The organism is Mycobacterium sp. ML4, assembly GCF_054515735.1.
Map to the genome: position 1 here is coordinate 254,712 of NZ_JBTNSY010000004.1, position 15,915 is coordinate 270,626.

Genomic DNA, 15,915 nt, shown 5'->3' on the forward strand with positions numbered 1-15,915 from the left:
TGATTCCAACGGTTCAACGCACCAGCAGCGCCGCATGGGCGCGCCGCCGGTATACCGACCCGAACCGGGCGTCGATGCGCAACCAGGCCGGTGAGACCCGAACCCGGACCACCTCGTCGTCGGCGATGGCATCAGCCGACTGCGGCAGGAAACCCATTGCCGTCAAAGCAAATACGCAACGCATCGGCACGCCCACCACCGCGTCCCCGGAGCTGACCTCGACGACCTCCTGGTCGAGCAGCGAGACCGGCGGCCCGTGCGCACCACCGTGTTCTCTGGCCAGCTCCGCACCCTGTTGGGCCAGGTCCAGCATCAGCTTCGCGGGCACGTCGTCAAGGTGAGTGAAGCCGGATTCCGGCGGAAGCCCGCCGCGCCACGCCGAGTCCATCGCGAAACCAGGGTCGATGAACCCCGCCTCGTCGACCGCGGCCAGCCCGCGCGCCAACCCGTCCGCGGCGGCCGACAGGTCGTCAGGTCTGACTCTCCCGACGACTACGCGCGCGGCCAGCACATCGAAACCCGTTGCCACCCACGCCGTCAGCAACCCCGCGGACCGGGCGCGGATCCGGATGACCGCGGCGTCGTCGAGCCGCAGGGCGTGATCGACGAATGCGGCCAGATCCGCCCGGTGGGCGGCATCGGACAGCCAAAGTCCCCGTTCTGCTACCTGATCCACCGTTGCAGATACTCCCGATGATGAGGCGACAGGCGCACCAGACGCTGTTCCTCGATGTGAACGGCCGCCAGCTGTGACTCTGCGATGATGGCCGGTTTGGACAGCGGGTCGGCGTTGACCGACCGCACTTCGTAGCCCAGCGTGAAGTCGACCGCCCGCAACCGTTTGGTCCAGATCGTCACCTGCAGGGGCGAATCGACGAGGCGCAACTGGTCTTTGTAGGTCACCCGTACGTCGGCGATCAGTAGGCCGATGGTGGTGATGTCGGCGCCGAAGGGTTCCCTGAGGAACGGGACGCGCGACTCTTCCAGGATGGTGACCATGGTGGCGTGGTTGACGTGCTGGTACATGTCGATGTCCGACCACCGCACCGGCACCGCCGCGACGTAACCGATGCTCATCCCGGAGACGCCCGTCCGCTGGTGCGCGTCATGCGGCGGATCTGACGGGCCGCCACCGACAGCGTCGCGAGATCTGTGGCGCCGCTTTCCCGGATCTCGTTGAGCGTGCGCCGTGCGCGCTCCACCCGGGATGCGCTGATGTGTTCCCACTCCGCGATCTTCTGCTCACCACTTTCATCCGGCTCCCCCGCCGCCAGCACGTCGAAGCACAAAGACCGCACCGAAGCGTAGATGTCGTCACGAATTGCCAACCGCGCCAAAGAATGCCATCGGTCGGTGCGCGGCAGCTCCGACACCGCGGTCAGCAGCGAGTCGGTGCCGAGACGATCCATCAACGCGAAATAGGTGTCTGCCACCTCGGCCGTGTCGATCTCGGTGATGTCAGCGATATCGATGATGTCGAGCAGGCTGTAACGGTACAGCCCCGCCGCTACGCGGTAGGCCAGGTCCGCAGGAGCGCCCTGGGCGGTGAACTCCGCGGCTTCCTTCTCAACGATGGCCTTGTCGTCCCCGCGCAGCCACTCCGACATCCGTGGCGTCAGCGCCTTGACCTTGGCGGCGAACCGGTTGATCTCGGCGCCGACGGCCAGCGGCTGCGGACGATAGTTGAGCAGCCAGCGTCCGGCACGGTCGATGAGCCGGCGGGTGTCCAGGGTCAACCGGTCGGACAGGGCGACCGGCAGGTTCGCGGCGCGGATGCGGTGCCAGATGTGGTCGATACCGAAGATGGCGTCGGTGGCGGCAAAGGTCCGCACCGCGTGGATCTGCGGGACACCGACGTCTTCGGCGAGCCGGAAGGCGTAGCTGATGCCGGCCGTGTCGACCATGTCGTTGATCAGCATGGTGGTGACGATCTCACGGCGCAGCTGGTGCGTGCGGATCTCCGGGGTGAACCGTTCCCGCAGCGGCTTCGGGAAGTAGGCGGGCAGCCTGGACGCGAACACGTCCTGGTCGGGCAGCTCGGTGTTGAGCAGGTCTTCTTTGAGCGCCAGCTTGACGTGCGCCATCAGCGTCGCCAGTTCGGGCGAGGTGAGCCCCAGGCCCGCCTCGGTGCGCCGGGCGATCTCCTTCTCCGACGGCAGTGCTTCCAGTTCGCGGTTGAGGCCGCGCTCGGCCACCAGGTACTTGATCAGGTCGGCGTGTACCGGTAGCAGGCTGGCGGCGTTGGCGCGGCTGGTGCCCATCAAGTCGTTCTGGTCCTCGTTGTCGTGGAGCACCAGCTTGCCGACCTCGTCGGTCATCGACTCGAGCAGCGCCGTGCGTTCCTCGGCCTTGACCTTGCCGGCGCTCACCAGCGAGTCGATCAGGATCTTGATGTTGACCTCGTGGTCGGAGCAGTCCACGCCCGCGGAGTTGTCCATGGCGTCGGTGTTGATCCGGCCGCCCGACAGATCGAATTCCACCCGGCCCCGCGCCGTCACCCCGAGGTTGCCACCTTCGCCGATCACCTTGGCGCGCACTTGATGCCCGTTGACCCGCACCGGATCGTTGGCGCGGTCACCGACATCGGCATCGGACTCGGATTCGGCTTTGATGTAGGTGCCGATACCGCCATTGAACAGCAGGTCCACCGGCGCCTGCAGGATCGCCCGGATCAGGTTGGGCGGCGCCATTTCCGTGACCCCCTCTTCCCCCGAGCCGTCGATACCCAGAGCGTCGCGTACCTCGGCACTGACCGGGATGGCCTTCTGGTCGCGGCTGTAAACCCCGCCGCCGGCACTGATCAGCGACTTGTCGTAGTCGTCCCAGCTCGACCGTGGCAGGTTGAACATCCGCTGCCGCTCCACCCAGGAGGTCGCCGAGTCCGGATTGGGGTCGAGGAAGATGTGCCGGTGGTCGAAGGCGGCGACCAGCCTGATGTGCTTGCTCAGCAACATGCCGTTGCCGAAGACGTCGCCACTCATGTCGCCGACCCCGACGACGGTGAAGTCCTCGGTCTGGGTGTCGACGCCGATCTCCCGGAAATGGCGCTTGACCGCCTCCCACGCGCCCTTGGCGGTGATGCCCATGGCCTTGTGGTCGTAGCCCACGGATCCGCCGGAGGCGAACGCGTCACCGAGCCAGAAGCCGTAAGCCTTGGCGACGTCGTTGGCGATGTCGGAGAACGTGGCGGTGCCTTTATCCGCCGCCACCACCAGATAGGCGTCATCGCCGTCACGGCGCACCACTTGCGGCGGCGGGTGGACCGCCTTGGTGGCGTGATCGACGTTGTCGGTGACGTCGAGCAGGCCCGAGATGAACAGCTGGTAGCAGGCGACGCCTTCGGCCCGGGCGGCGTCGCGGTCCGCGGCAGCCTCGCCGGTGGGCAACGGCGGGCGCTTGACGACGAAGCCGCCCTTCGCCCCGACCGGCACGATGACCGCGTTCTTGACCGCCTGGGCCTTGACCAGACCCAGGATCTCGGTACGAAAATCGTCGCGGCGGTCCGACCAGCGCAGCCCGCCGCGGGCGACCGGCCCGAACCGCAGGTGCACGCCTTCCACGCGGGGCGAATAGATGAAGATCTCGAACTTCGGACGCGGCAGCGGAAGTTCGTCGATCAACTGCGCATTGAGCTTCACCGACAGCACATCCCGGCTGCGGGCCGACCCTTCGCGCGTCACAAAGTAATTCGTGCGCAGCGTGGCTTGGACCAACGACGCGAAGGCGCGCAGGATGCGGTCGGTGTCCAGGCTGACGAGCGCGTCGATGTCAGCGGCTACCGCCGCCGCCGCCGCTTGCGCGTCGCGGCCGCTGCCCGCCGATCTCGGGTCGAAAAGCGCTTCGAACAGGGCTACCAGCGACCGTGCCGTCGAGGGATGCTCGTTGAGCACCGACTCGATGTAGGACTGGCTGTAAGGGAAGTTGGCCTGCCGCAGATACTTTGCGTAGGCGCGCAGCAGCACCACCTGCTGCCAGGTCAGCCCGGCACGCATCACCAGCTCGTTGAAGCGGTCGATCTCAACGCGGCCCTGCCAGATCGCGGTGACGGCGTCGGCGAAGCGTTGTGCGCCCGCCTCGCGTTCCTCGTCCGTGGAGGCCTGCGGGATGGTGGGGTGCGGTTGGATCTTGAATTGGTAGATCCACACCGGCAACCCGTCGGGCCGGATGACGGTGAACGGTCGCTCTTCGAGCACGACGACGCCCATGCTCTGCAGCATCGGGAGCAGTTGACTCAATGAAGCGGTGCGACCGCCGAGGAACCAGGTCAACTGGGCAAGACCGTGCTCGTCGCCTTCGGAGAACACCAGCTTGACCGAGTCGTCGCTGAGTTCCTTGATGACAGCGATGTCATCGATCGCCTCGGCCGGGCTGACCACCTGCTTGTACGCCTCGGGGAACGCGGACGCATAGTGTTCGGCATCGGCGTAACTGACGGCGGCGGTCGGCGCCGCGGCGGTCAGCCGGTCGGCCCAGGTCCGTGCCGCCTCGCTGAGCAGCGCCTGAATGCGGGTGCGGTTGGCTTCGGAGATGTCGACGGATCCCGGTGCCGAGCCCTCCGGCAGCCGGACCATGAAATGCATGAGCGCCCATGGGGATTCGCTGACACGCGCGGTGAACTCCAGGCGCGTTCCACCGAATTCGCGAACCAGGATGTCCTCGATCTGCAAACGGACCGGGGTGGTGTAGCGGTCGCGGGGTAGATACACCAGGCAGGAGACGAAGAACTGCAGACGGTCGGCACGCAGGAACAACAGGGCCCGCCGTTGCGAACCCATGTCCACGACGGCTTTGGCCATGGTCAGGAGCCGCTCGGCGCTGAGCGTGAACAATTCGGGGCGCGGGACGGTCTGAATGACGTCGAGCAGCAGTTGACCGGGGTGGCTGGGGTCGCTGCCGGCCAGGGTCAGCGCGTCGCGAACGCGGTGCGAGATCATCGGGATCTCCAGCACGTCTGCGTTCATCGCCGCGACAGTGAACAGTCCGACGAAGCGGTGCTCGTAGACTTCGCCGCCCCCGGCGCCGCCGTTGCCGCCGGCGTATTCACGGACCGCGATGGCATAGGGGTATGCGCCGTAGCGCAGGTAGCTGCCGACGGCGGCCTGCGCCAACACCAGCAGCTTGGACTCGTCGGTGAGCCGGGGCCGGGTGCCTGAGCGGGCCCGCAACACGCCAAGGCCGCTGGAGCCGTCACCAGCTACAAACCCGTCGTGCACCCGCGTCCGCTGGTAGCCCAGCAGGAGGAAATTTCCCTTGTTCAGCCAGCGCAGCAACGCGGCGACTTCCTGGCGGTCCGGTGCCGTGTAGCGGCCGTGCGGATCGTCGTCGATGGCGGCGGCGACCTCGCCAAGGGTGTCGATCAGCGCCGTCGCGTCGGTGGCGACGCGTTGCACGTCGGCGAGGACCTTGGGCAACAGCCGTTCGGCTTCGGCGAGGACCTTTCGGTCGACCGACGGCGAGAGCTGCACGTGAATCCAGGCTTCACCGACATAAGGCGACGCGTCATCGGCTTTCGGTTCGACGCGCTGCAGCTCGCCCGCCGGGTCGCGGTGCACCTCGAACACCGGCGTCATGATCGCCGTGTACGACAGACCCAGGCGGTGCAGCAGCACCGTGACCGAATCCATCAGCATGCTGCCCTGGTCGGTGACGACCTGCAAAGCGGGTCCGAAGCCGGCAGCGTCGTCGGCGGGGTATACCGCGACCGCGCTCTGGCCGGCCGGCCGATGTCGTGCGAGTTGGCAGTGCGCCCCCACCACACCGGCAGAGACCAGCGAGGCGGAATCCCCGGAGCCCTGCCGTCCCTCGTCCCTCGGGCCTCGGTAACTGTTCAGGTAGGCCGCGAACACCCAGTCAGGGATCTCGGCGTCGTGCGTGAACGTGGTCCACGCCGCGACGTCTTCTTTGGCCCCGGGATCGATCGTCATTCCGGCTGCTCCCCACTCGCGACAGATACCGCTCGGTTCGTACCCCACGTCGCTGCGGTTGTTCCGGCCGCATCGTCGCGGGTGGTGCTCAACTGCCTCCCACTTCGTCGCGGTCGTTTCCGGCCGCGTCGTCGTGTGGCGAGAATGACATTAGTCCCGTGTCAGCTTGCGGTGGGTCACCCTGTGCGGACGCGCGGCTTCGGCGCCGAGCCGCTCTACTTTGTTTTCCTCGTATGCGCCGAAGTTGCCCTCGAACCAGAACCATTTGGCTTCGTTGTCGGCGTCGCCTTCCCACGCCAGGATGTGGGTGCAGGTCCGGTCCAGGAACCACCGGTCGTGGGAGATCACGACCGCGCACCCGGGGAAGTTGACCAGCGCGTTCTCCAGCGAGCTCAACGTCTCGACGTCGAGGTCGTTGGTCGGTTCGTCGAGCAGGATCAAGTTGCCGCCCTGCTTGAGCGTCAATGCCAAATTCAGTCTGTTGCGCTCACCACCGGAGAGCACTCCCGCGGGCTTCTGCTGATCGGGCCCCTTGAACCCGAACGCCGACACGTAGGCCCGCGACGGCACTTCGGATTGCCCGACCTGGATGTAGTCCAACCCGTCCGAGACGACCTGCCACACCGTCTTCTTCGGGTCGATGCCGGCGCGGGCCTGGTCGACGTAGCTCAGCTTGACGGTGTCGCCGACCTTGACGGTGCCACTGTCGGGCTGTTCCAGCCCGACGATGGTCTTGAACAACGTGGTCTTACCGACACCGTTAGGGCCGATCACGCCGACGATGCCGTTACGCGGCAGGGTGAAGGACAGGTCTTTGATCAGGGTCCGGCCCTCGAAGCCCTTGTCGAGGTGCTCGACTTCCACCACCACCGAACCCAGCCGAGGTCCGACCGGGATCTGAATCTCCTCGAAATCGAGCTTGCGCGACTTCTCCGCCTCGGCCGCCATCTCCTCGTAGCGCTGCAACCGCGCCTTGCTCTTGGCCTGACGGGCTTTGGCGCCCGACCGGACCCAGGCCAACTCCTCTTGCAGGCGCTTCTGCAGCTTGGCGTCCTTGCGGCCCTGCACGGAGATCCGCTCGGCCTTCTTCTCCAAGTAGGTCGAGTAATTGCCTTCGTACGGATAGGCGCGGCCGCGGTCGAGCTCGAGGATCCATTCGGCCACGTTGTCCAGGAAGTAGCGGTCGTGAGTGACCGCCAGGATGGCCCCGGCGTAGCTGGCCAGGTGCTGCTCGAGCCACTGCACGCTCTCGGCGTCCAGGTGGTTGGTCGGCTCGTCGAGCAGCAGCAGGTCCGGTTTGGACAGCAACAGCTTGCACAGCGCCACCCGACGGCGCTCGCCGCCGGACAGGGTCGAGACGGGTTCGTCCGGCGGCGGGCAGCGCAGCGCGTCCATGGCCTGCTCCAGCTGGGAATCCAGGTCCCAGGCGTCGGCATGGTCGAGGTCCTCCTGCAGCCGGCCCATCTCCTCCATCAACTCGTCGGAGTAGTCGGTGGCCATCAGCTCGGCGACCTCGTTGAAGCGGTCGAGCTTGACCTTGATCTCGCCCAGGCCCTCTTCCACGTTGCCGCGGACGGTCTTCTCCTCGTTGAGCGGCGGCTCCTGCTGCAGGATGCCGACCGTCGCTCCGGTAGCCAGGAAAGCGTCGCCGTTGTTCGGCTTGTCCAGTCCGGCCATGATCCGCAAGACGCTCGACTTGCCCGCCCCGTTGGGGCCGACGACGCCGATCTTGGCGCCCGGATAGAAGCTCAACGTCACGTCGTCGAGAATCACCTTGTCGCCGTGCGCCTTGCGGACCTTCTTCATCGTGTAGATGAACTCAGCCATGCCGCGGTGTTGCCTTTCTGGTCTTTGGATATCCGCGGACCATCCTATGCACCGCCCGGGACCATTAGGCCGACAGTGGCAGCGCTCCGGCCTCGTCGGTGCTGCCGGCGACGGCGGGCTCGGCCACTTCGGCGACTGCACCGGCACCCTCGGCGGCGGGAACCTCCACCGGATTCGGACCGGTGTAACTCGGCTTCTCGATACGCACGATCGCACGTGCCAGATCCGGTCCGACGGCTGTGGCCCGCATCTCCATCGACGAACGGCGGTTACCGTCGCGGTCCTCGTACTCGCTGGTGTAGACGTGACCCACCGCGATCACGGGCGCGCCCTTCAGCAATGCAGCTCCCACCCCCGTGACCAGCCGCCCCCAACAGTTGACCGTGACGAACAGCGAGTTCCCCGGCTCCCATCCGCCGTCGGCGGTCCGTCGCCTGGAATTGCTCGCGACCCGGAACTTGATCAGTTCTTCGTTGCCGACGCGGCGGCGCTGGGGATCGGTGACGATGTGGCCGACGATGGTCATCCATGTTTCGAACATTGGCTCAACTTTCTCTCGGGTCGTACTGGTGTTGAGACCCATTGAGCCCGCTTCCACCGACGAGACACACCGGTGCGGGCGCGGTGCCCGGTGCGGCTGTGGATGAAGCCGCGACTGTGGACAGCCGGCTACGACTGCTCTGGCGATCGGCCCTGCCGCATCTTGAATTCGCGGGCGACGAACTGGTTACGGGCGACCTGCTCGACATAGCCGAAGTCGCGCAGGATTTCGCGCAGTTCCCGACGGAAGGCAATCCGGCGCTCAGCGAGATCGGCAGCCGGCGCAATCAAATCCTGGTCGGCGACCACCTGCCACGCGGTCGCGAACAACAGCGTCGACACCGATTCGCTGCTGCGCACCCGTCCCTGCGCCACGTATTGGCGACCGACCCCGAGCGCCAGATCCGTCAGGTCCTTCTGGCTGACATCCGGCTCGACGTCGCGCAGCACGTCGGCGACGATCTCATAGGCCTCGAAGAACACCCGCAGCATGGCGTCTGACATCAGCGGCCGCTTGGCGTACAGCATCTTCTCGATGTTGTCTCCCCCGGCGGCGACGTGGGTTTCCCAATCCTGGTGCCACGCCATCTCTTCGGCGACATTGGCCCGGAAGGCCGCCGAATCGGCAAAGTAGAAGTCGAATTTCAGCAGATCGCGCAGCCGCATCGCCTGAGCCCAGAACGCTTCGACCCGGTCGCCGGTGGCGTTACGGGCATGCGCCAGTGCCAGTTCGACGATCGAGGTCTCCAGAAACGCGTGGATCACCGAATTCCGGTAGAAGGCCGCGGCGTGTTCGTCTGCGGGCGCGATGTACCAGACCGGCTGCCGGCCGCTGTCGACCCGAGTCACCGGATGCCCGTTGGACAGCGCGTCGACCGCGGCGCGTACCCCCTCGCGCGAGCGCAGGCGCAAGGCGCTGGTGGACACCGGGGTGTGTTTGCGGTCAAGGTAATCCAGCGAGTCCTGCAGGGTGTGGTGCAACTGATCGAGCGTCAGCGCCCTCCCGCGTGTGGTGAGCAACAGCGCGGACACCAGACCCGTCGCGGTCACCGGTGTGGACTGCAGGATCCGCCACGCTACCTCGAACGATATCTTTTGCAGCGCAAGGCGTTTAGCGCCGTCATCGTTGGCCAGTGCGCCGTTGGGTGGCCCGAGATACTGTCGCATCGACACCGCTTCGGGGAAGCGGACATAGATCTTGCCGTAGTTGCGCTCGCCCTGGGCCTTGATGAAGTTGTAGAGCCAGCCGAAGCCTTCCGGCGTCTTTTCGGCACCCTGTGCGTACGCCGCATACTCGGCGATTTCGTGCAACTGGTCGAAACAGATCGAAACTCCTTGCAGCAGAATGTCTTCGCTGCGACCGTCCAGATAGGCATCGGCCACGTAGCTCATCAGGCCGAGCTTGGGCGGCAACATCTTTCCGGTCCGTGAGCGGGTGCCCTCGATCGACCAGCTCAGGTTGAACCGCTTCTCGACGATGTAGCCGACGTATTCCTTGAGCACATACTTGTACAGCCGGTTGTCGCCGATGTTGCGCCGGATGAATATCGTTCCCGACCGGCGCATCAGCGGACCCATCACGCCGAAGGATAGGTTGATACCCCCGAACACATGAACCGGCGGTAACCGGTTGTCCTGCATCGCAACCGGTATCACCGCACCGTCGATATAAGACCGGTGGGAAAACAGTAACACCGCGGGATGAGATTCCAGGGCGGCGCGCATGGCGGCGACCTGATATTCGTCGTAATCGAATTCCGGATCGAACCCGCGACTGAGCAGCCGACCGAGCACCGAGATCACGTCGACCGATGCCTGGCTCCACCCGGTCGCCAGCTCATCGAGCATCTTGCCGGCTTCCTCGACAGTGGCGCCGGGGATCTTTTCCAAGCCGGCCCGGAATCGGGCTGACGCCAACATCTCCGGTTTGACCAAGCGCGGCGATTTGTATTGCGGCCCGAGGATCCGGTACTCAGCCCGCGCCAGCGCCAGCAGCGCGCGCCGAGTCACGAACTGCGCGAAGTCCTGCGTGTTCTCCCCGACGGTGGTGTCGCGCCATTGCCGGCGAAGTTCGCTGACACTGGCCGACTCGCCGGCCACCACCCGGGCCCGCCACGGCTCGGTGCGCAAAATGCGCCGTTGCTGACGCTGATTGGGGTGGTAAGGATCCCGGCCCGGAAGCAGCGCGGCCACCTTGGCCACCTTGCCCCGGTCGGCGGCGGGCAGCCAGAAGACACGGACCGGCACGATCGACCGGTCGTCGCAGGACTCAAGTTTTTCGACGAGCGCAGTCAGAGCGCCCGGTGGCGCATTGCGCGGCGGCAGCTTCAGCACGTCGAAGGTGGTCTGCGGCAGGCGGGCCCGCTGCTGGCCCAACCAGTCCATGATCAGCTCCATCTCGACGGGAGTGTCCATGGACGCGAGCACCAGCGAATCCTCGGCAGTCAGGACTGCACTGGTGTCGGCGGCCGGCTTGGTCACGGCGGGCCTCAGAGCTGGGAGGTCGACGAGTCGGGGTGATCTGAGTTCGCCTGTCGCCGCTCGGATACGGAGACCGGGTCGACGCTGGATTCGTGCGGTGTGGCGTCCGGCGTCGGCTTCGGCGCCTTCTTGGCGGGAGCCTTTGTCGCAGCAGTCGTTTTCTTCGCAGTCTTCCTGGCGGGCACCTTTTTCCCGGCGGCGGCCTTTTTCACGGGAGTCTTCTTGGCGGGCGCCTTCTTGGCCGCTTGAGCTTTCTTCGCAGCGGCTTTCTTGGCCGGTGCCTTCCTGGCCGGGGAGCCACCCTTCCGCCGATACAGCTCGACCTCGGGCAGCCCGTCATACGGCCAGTCCGCCAAGGTGTCGAGGTAGAGCTGGCGGATCTCGGCGATGCGCTCGGGCAACGTATCCAGCGTCCAGTCGTCGACCGGAATCGGCGGGAACACCGCGACATCGACGGTGCCCGGGTTCAACGTGGTCGAGTTGCGGGACGCGATGATCTCAGCATTGCGAATCACGATGGGAACGACGGGAATTCCCACCGCCATGGCGATCCGGAACGGCCCCTTCTTGAAGGGGCCGACCTCGGTGGTGTCCAGCCGGGTGCCCTCCGGGGCGATCACGATCGACAGGCCGTTTCGGGCGCGGTCTTCGACGGTGTGCAGCATCTCCACCGCGGACTCCGGGTCGTCGCGGTCGATGAACACGCCGTCGAGCAGCTTGCCCATCGTGCCCATGATCGGGTCGCGCAGCAGTTCCTTCTTGCCCACGCCGACCCAGTTGTCCTTGACCAGCGCACCGGAGATGATCGGGTCAACCTGGTTGCGGTGATTGAAGATGAACACGGCGGGCCGCTGCGCGGTCAGGTTCTCCTTGCCGATGACGTTGAGGTGCACACCGCAGGTGGCCAACAACAACGAAGAGAAGTTCGAGGTGAAAAAGTTCACCCCGCGCCGTCGGTTTCTGGTGAGCAAACCCAGCCCCACCGCCCCGGCGGCCACCGGGACCATGGAACTGAAGCCGGCCAGGGTGCGTATCTGGCGACGTAACCCCACCCCGCCACGGCTGTCGAATTTCAGGATCGGCCAGCCGCGCCGCTTGGCGACCGCCGCCATCTTGCCTTCGGGATTCGTCGGCCGCGGATTGCCGACCAGATACATCAGTGCGACGTCTTCGTCACCGTCGGCGTAGAAGTAGCTGTCCTTCAAGTCGATGTCGTGTTCAGCCGCAAACCGTTGCACCGCAGCGGCTTTGCCCGGTCCCCACAGGATCGGCTTGATCACCCCGCCGGTCAGCAATCCGTCTTCGTTGGTCTCGAATTTGTTGGTGAGTGTGTTGCTGATGCCGAGGAATCGCGCCACCGGGTTGACCTGAATGGTCAGCGCCGACGAGCTCAGCACCACGGTGTGGCCCCGCGCGACGTGCGCGCGCACGAGTTCCCGCATCTCCGGGTAGATCCGGGACTCGATGCGCTGGTGGAACAACCGCTCGCCGATCTCGTCGAGGTCGTCCAGTAGGCGGCCGGCCAGCGCCATCGATGCCTTGCCGATGAGTTCCTCGAATTCGATGCGCCCCAGGGTGTGGTTGAGCGCGCCCTGAATCATGCTCAGCAGCTCGCCCACGCCCATGTCGCGGCGACGCAGCCGCTCCTGAGTGAGGATCACTGCGGTGAAGCCGGCCACCAGGGTGCCGTCCAGGTCGAAGAACGCTCCCACCTTCGGGCCCGGTGGACTGGCCATGATTTCCGCCACCGACCCGGGCAACCGCAAATCCTTGTTCTGCTGCGGGGTTGCCGTCTCTTTCTCGCCTGGAGTGCTCACGATCCTGACACCGATCGCGAGGCGGCACGTGCCCGCTCGGGTTCGAACGACGCCGCCACCGCGTGCGGTGGCGGCTCGCCGGCCAGCGCGAGAATCTCATCGAAACCCTCCAGCAGGCACCGGGCGAATAACTCGTCCTTTTGCACCGCCGCCCGGTCATAGCGCGCGGTGATGGTGCACCAACCGCCACGGGAGATCAGCACCACCATCATCGCCACGCCGGGCAACGGGCCGATGCCGTACTGCCGCGTGATCTTTGCACCGGCGATGTAGGTGTCGCCCGGGTATACCGGGACGTTGCTGGCCTGCACATCGTTGCCGATCACCGAGCCGCTGATTCCTTCCAGCACGGCGGTGGGCAGCACGCTGAGCACCGGCGCCATGGACCCGATGATGTTCATCGCGGGCTCTTCGCGGCGTTGCGTCATCTGCGCGCGGATCTTTTTGATCCGGGCCACCGGGTCGGCGGTGCCGACCGGCGCGGCGAGGTTGACTCCGGTGAACTGATTCCCGCCGGCCGCATCTCCTTCGGCGCGCAGATTTACCGGAACCGCCATCGGCAGCGTGCTGATCGGCACGCCGAGAGCGACGTGGTAGCGGCGCAGCGCTCCGCACAGTCCGGCGAGGTAGGCGTCGTTGATGGATCCGCTGCCGGCCTTCGCCGCCTTGTGCAGGTCGGAAAGGCGGATGTCAATCGCTTCGCTGCGACTGGTCAGGCTGCGCCGGCGCAGCAGCGGCGAGGGTTCGGCGGCACGGTTCAACACCCGTGCACCGGAAGTGGCGTAGCCGAGGATTCCCGAGACTGTGGACAAGGGGTCCAGCACGGCTTTGCCGGCCACCGACACGGCACCGGTCAAGGCGCCCAGCGCCCCGCCCACGATGGCCATCGGGAGATGGTTGATGCCTTGACGCATCAGGTCATTCGGGGTCAGATCCTGCGGAATGGGTTGCGGAGGCACCGGCCTGGGAGCCGGGTCCCGCTCCAGGTCGTAGATCTCGGCGAACATCTCGACGCTGCCCACTCCGTCGGTGACCGCGTGGCTCAGGTGCAGCAGCGTCGCCGCTTTCCCGTCGGCCAGGCCTTCGACCAGAGTCGCCGTCCACAGCGGCCGGGAGATGTCCAGCGGCGACTGCAACATCACTTCGGCAAGGTCGAACACCTCGCGCAGCGTGCCGGGTTCGGCTACCCGCACCCGACGTACATGGAAGTCCAGATTGAAATCGGGATCGACCACCCACCGAGGAGCGGCCGTCGGCAGTGTCGGTACCACCACCTTCTGCCGCAGCCGCAACACCTTGCGGGAAGCGTGTTCGAAGCGGGACCGGAAACGATCCCAGTCCGGCGTGGTGTCGAGAAGTTCCAGCGCCATGATGCCCGAGCGGGTGCGTGGATTCGCTTCGCCCCGATGTAGCAGATAGTCAACCGGCCCCAGCTCGTCAGACAGCCCCACGGCCTCAGCCACGGCGACAACCCCCCGGAAGCCGGACAACTCGACACGTCAACCCTGTCACCGCTGATCAATCCTCCTGCTGTCAGGCCCCGCCACCAGAATGACAACCCAACGCTAGTCCGGTTGCGGCGGTGGTGAAAGTGAGGATGCTCTCCGGCACAACGCGTGGCAGCCCGCGCGTTGGCCGCTCAGCTGGCAGGAGTAGCGGACAGCGCCAACGACCCCATCAGCGCGCTCTCCCGACTGCCGTAGACCACACCCAGGAAGTCGGCGACGGCATCGGCGGCCAACCGGGACCGCACCGTCGGCGTGATGTCGAAGGCGTGGTGGGCGTTGGCGAGCTCGGCGTAGGCGACCGTCGGTGCGCCGGCGCCCTGCAGGGCGGCGCAGAAGGCGCGGGCCTGGCCGATGGGCGCCAGTTGATCCTTGTCGCCGTGCAACAGGAAGAACGGCGGTGCGTCGCGGTGCGCATAGGAGATCGGCGATGCCGCGGCGAAGCGTTCCGGCTCCTCTGCGAAACGGGCCTTCATCACGAAATGCTCGAGGAACGGCAGCATCAGCTCGTGCATGTTGTCGAAGTCGGTGAAATCGTAGACGCCGTAGTAGGGCGCCGCCGCCTGCACAGTCGTGTCGGCGCGTTCGAACCCGGGCTGGAACATCGGATCGTTGGGGGTGAGCGCCGCCAGGGAGGCCAGGTGACCGCCCGCGGATCCACCGGTGATCGCGATGAAGTCGGAATCCCCGCCATAGTCGCCGATGTTCTCCCGAACCCACGCGATGGCGCGCTTCACGTCGATGATGTGCGCCGGGAACTTGGCGCGGGGGCTCTTGCTGTAGTTGATCGAGACGCAGATCCAGCCGAGTTCGACCATCCGGCTCATCAAGGTGTACGCCTGCGGGCGCTTGCCGTTGACGCTCCAGGCGCCGCCCGGGACCTGGATGAGTACGGGTGCCCGGTGACCGGGGGCCAGGTCGGGACGGCGCCAGATGTCGAGCAGATGCTCACTGCCGCCCGGACCGTAGGAGATGTCCGACGTCTTGGCGGCGTAGCGGCGGCGCGGGCCGGGCTTGGGTTTCGGCAGAATTCCGCGCCGCACGCTCAGGGCCGGGTTGGTGGTGGGGTGGAACACCTGGTCACGGAAATCCCGGCCGAAGGATTGCTCCAGGGCCGCGGTCAGGGCGTGGTCCGCGCGTTGCGCCGCCCAGGTGGTTGCAACCCGGTTGATGGACGGGGGTGCGACCCGGGACAACGCGTGCCCGGTCAGGACATGCGGCGGGAACTCGGTGGCCAGCCATCCGGCGATCCACCCGACGGCGAAGGGCGACCCGCGCAGCAACACCGACCCGGCCCGGTAGGTATCCCGGGCATCCGATGCGAGCTGCGCGCCCTGGCGCAACGCCTCGGCGCCCGCTCGCGAGCACCGCGAAGTCACACTGGCAATGCACATTGCTAAGCACACCCCTCGACGTCAGGCACACGCCTCGTTGCGGTTAACGACCGATGGCCGGCCGATGTTGTACGTGTGTCGAGGCTCACACCATAACCGATTTCCGGCTCACTCAAACACTTTTCGAGCGGGTCGTGTCGCCTGCGCCGCTTGCTTTTTCGCCTTTCGATAGACTGACCTGCGCATTGCCTCCGTAGCTCAGGTGGATAGAGCAAGGGCCTTCTAATCCCTAGGTCGCACGTTCGAGTCGTGCCGGGGGCACCGAGTGCGTCGCCTGTGATCTGCAGTGACGCAAGTGACCTATGGGGCTCATAATTCGGGGGCGTCTGCAACACCGTCCTGGTCAACACGTTCCTCCTCAGCGAGTCGCATGCCGGGATACCCTGCCCGATTCATGTCAAACGGTGCTGAAGCAATGCCGTACCGG

General features: G+C 66.0%; 9 protein-coding genes and 1 tRNA gene. 1 reads left to right on the forward strand and 9 read right to left on the reverse strand.

All coding sequences use genetic code 11. The annotated features are described in order from the left end of the window. Positions 1–13 precede the first annotated feature (13 nt). The 9 genes from ACX9NE_RS06300 to lipQ all read right to left on the reverse strand — a co-directional run bounded on the left by ACX9NE_RS06300 (position 14) and on the right by lipQ (position 15,488). Positions 14–676 carry a hypothetical protein gene (locus ACX9NE_RS06300; protein ID WP_459360666.1) on the reverse strand — a complete coding sequence of 221 codons (663 nt, stop codon included), beginning with the start codon at positions 674–676 and terminating at the stop codon, positions 14–16. Then, complete coding sequence (locus ACX9NE_RS06305; protein WP_459360665.1) at positions 664–1,077, reverse strand: acyl-CoA thioesterase; 414 nt, start codon at positions 1,075–1,077, stop codon at positions 664–666. Before ACX9NE_RS06305 ends, ACX9NE_RS06300 begins: the two co-directional genes overlap by 13 nt. Further along, on the reverse strand, positions 1,074–5,924 hold the full coding sequence (locus tag ACX9NE_RS06310; RefSeq protein ID WP_459360664.1) for an NAD-glutamate dehydrogenase: 4,851 nt from the start codon (positions 5,922–5,924) through the stop codon (positions 1,074–1,076). The genes ACX9NE_RS06305 and ACX9NE_RS06310 overlap by 4 nt, the downstream gene beginning before the upstream one ends. Positions 5,925–6,074: 150 nt before the next feature. Beyond that, on the reverse strand, positions 6,075–7,751 hold the full coding sequence (gene ettA / locus ACX9NE_RS06315; protein ID WP_459360663.1) for an energy-dependent translational throttle protein EttA: 1,677 nt from the start codon (positions 7,749–7,751) through the stop codon (positions 6,075–6,077). Between the two features lie 64 nt (positions 7,752–7,815). Next, positions 7,816–8,292: a single-stranded DNA-binding protein gene (locus ACX9NE_RS06320; protein ID WP_459360662.1), complete on the reverse strand. Its 477-nt coding sequence runs from the start codon at positions 8,290–8,292 to the stop codon at positions 7,816–7,818. A gap of 128 nt (positions 8,293–8,420) precedes the next feature. Further along, on the reverse strand, positions 8,421–10,772 hold the full coding sequence (locus tag ACX9NE_RS06325; protein ID WP_459360661.1) for a glycerol-3-phosphate 1-O-acyltransferase: 2,352 nt from the start codon (positions 10,770–10,772) through the stop codon (positions 8,421–8,423). Positions 10,773–10,780: 8 nt separating this feature from the next. Continuing rightward, a complete protein-coding gene (locus ACX9NE_RS06330; protein ID WP_459360857.1) occupies positions 10,781–12,508 on the reverse strand; it encodes an HAD-IB family hydrolase in 1,728 nt (575 codons plus the stop codon). A gap of 77 nt (positions 12,509–12,585) precedes the next feature. Beyond that, entirely contained in the window at positions 12,586–14,052 is a 1,467-nt protein-coding gene (locus ACX9NE_RS06335) for a WS/DGAT/MGAT family O-acyltransferase (protein ID WP_459360660.1), read from the reverse strand. A 176-nt stretch (positions 14,053–14,228) separates the two neighbouring features. Beyond that, entirely contained in the window at positions 14,229–15,488 is a 1,260-nt protein-coding gene (gene lipQ, locus ACX9NE_RS06340) for an esterase LipQ (protein WP_459360659.1), read from the reverse strand. 187 nt (positions 15,489–15,675) lie between these two features. Here lipQ and ACX9NE_RS06345 point away from each other — a divergent pair. Continuing rightward, positions 15,676–15,749: transfer RNA gene (locus ACX9NE_RS06345), tRNA-Arg, on the forward strand. The last annotated feature ends 166 nt before the right edge of the window (positions 15,750–15,915 follow it).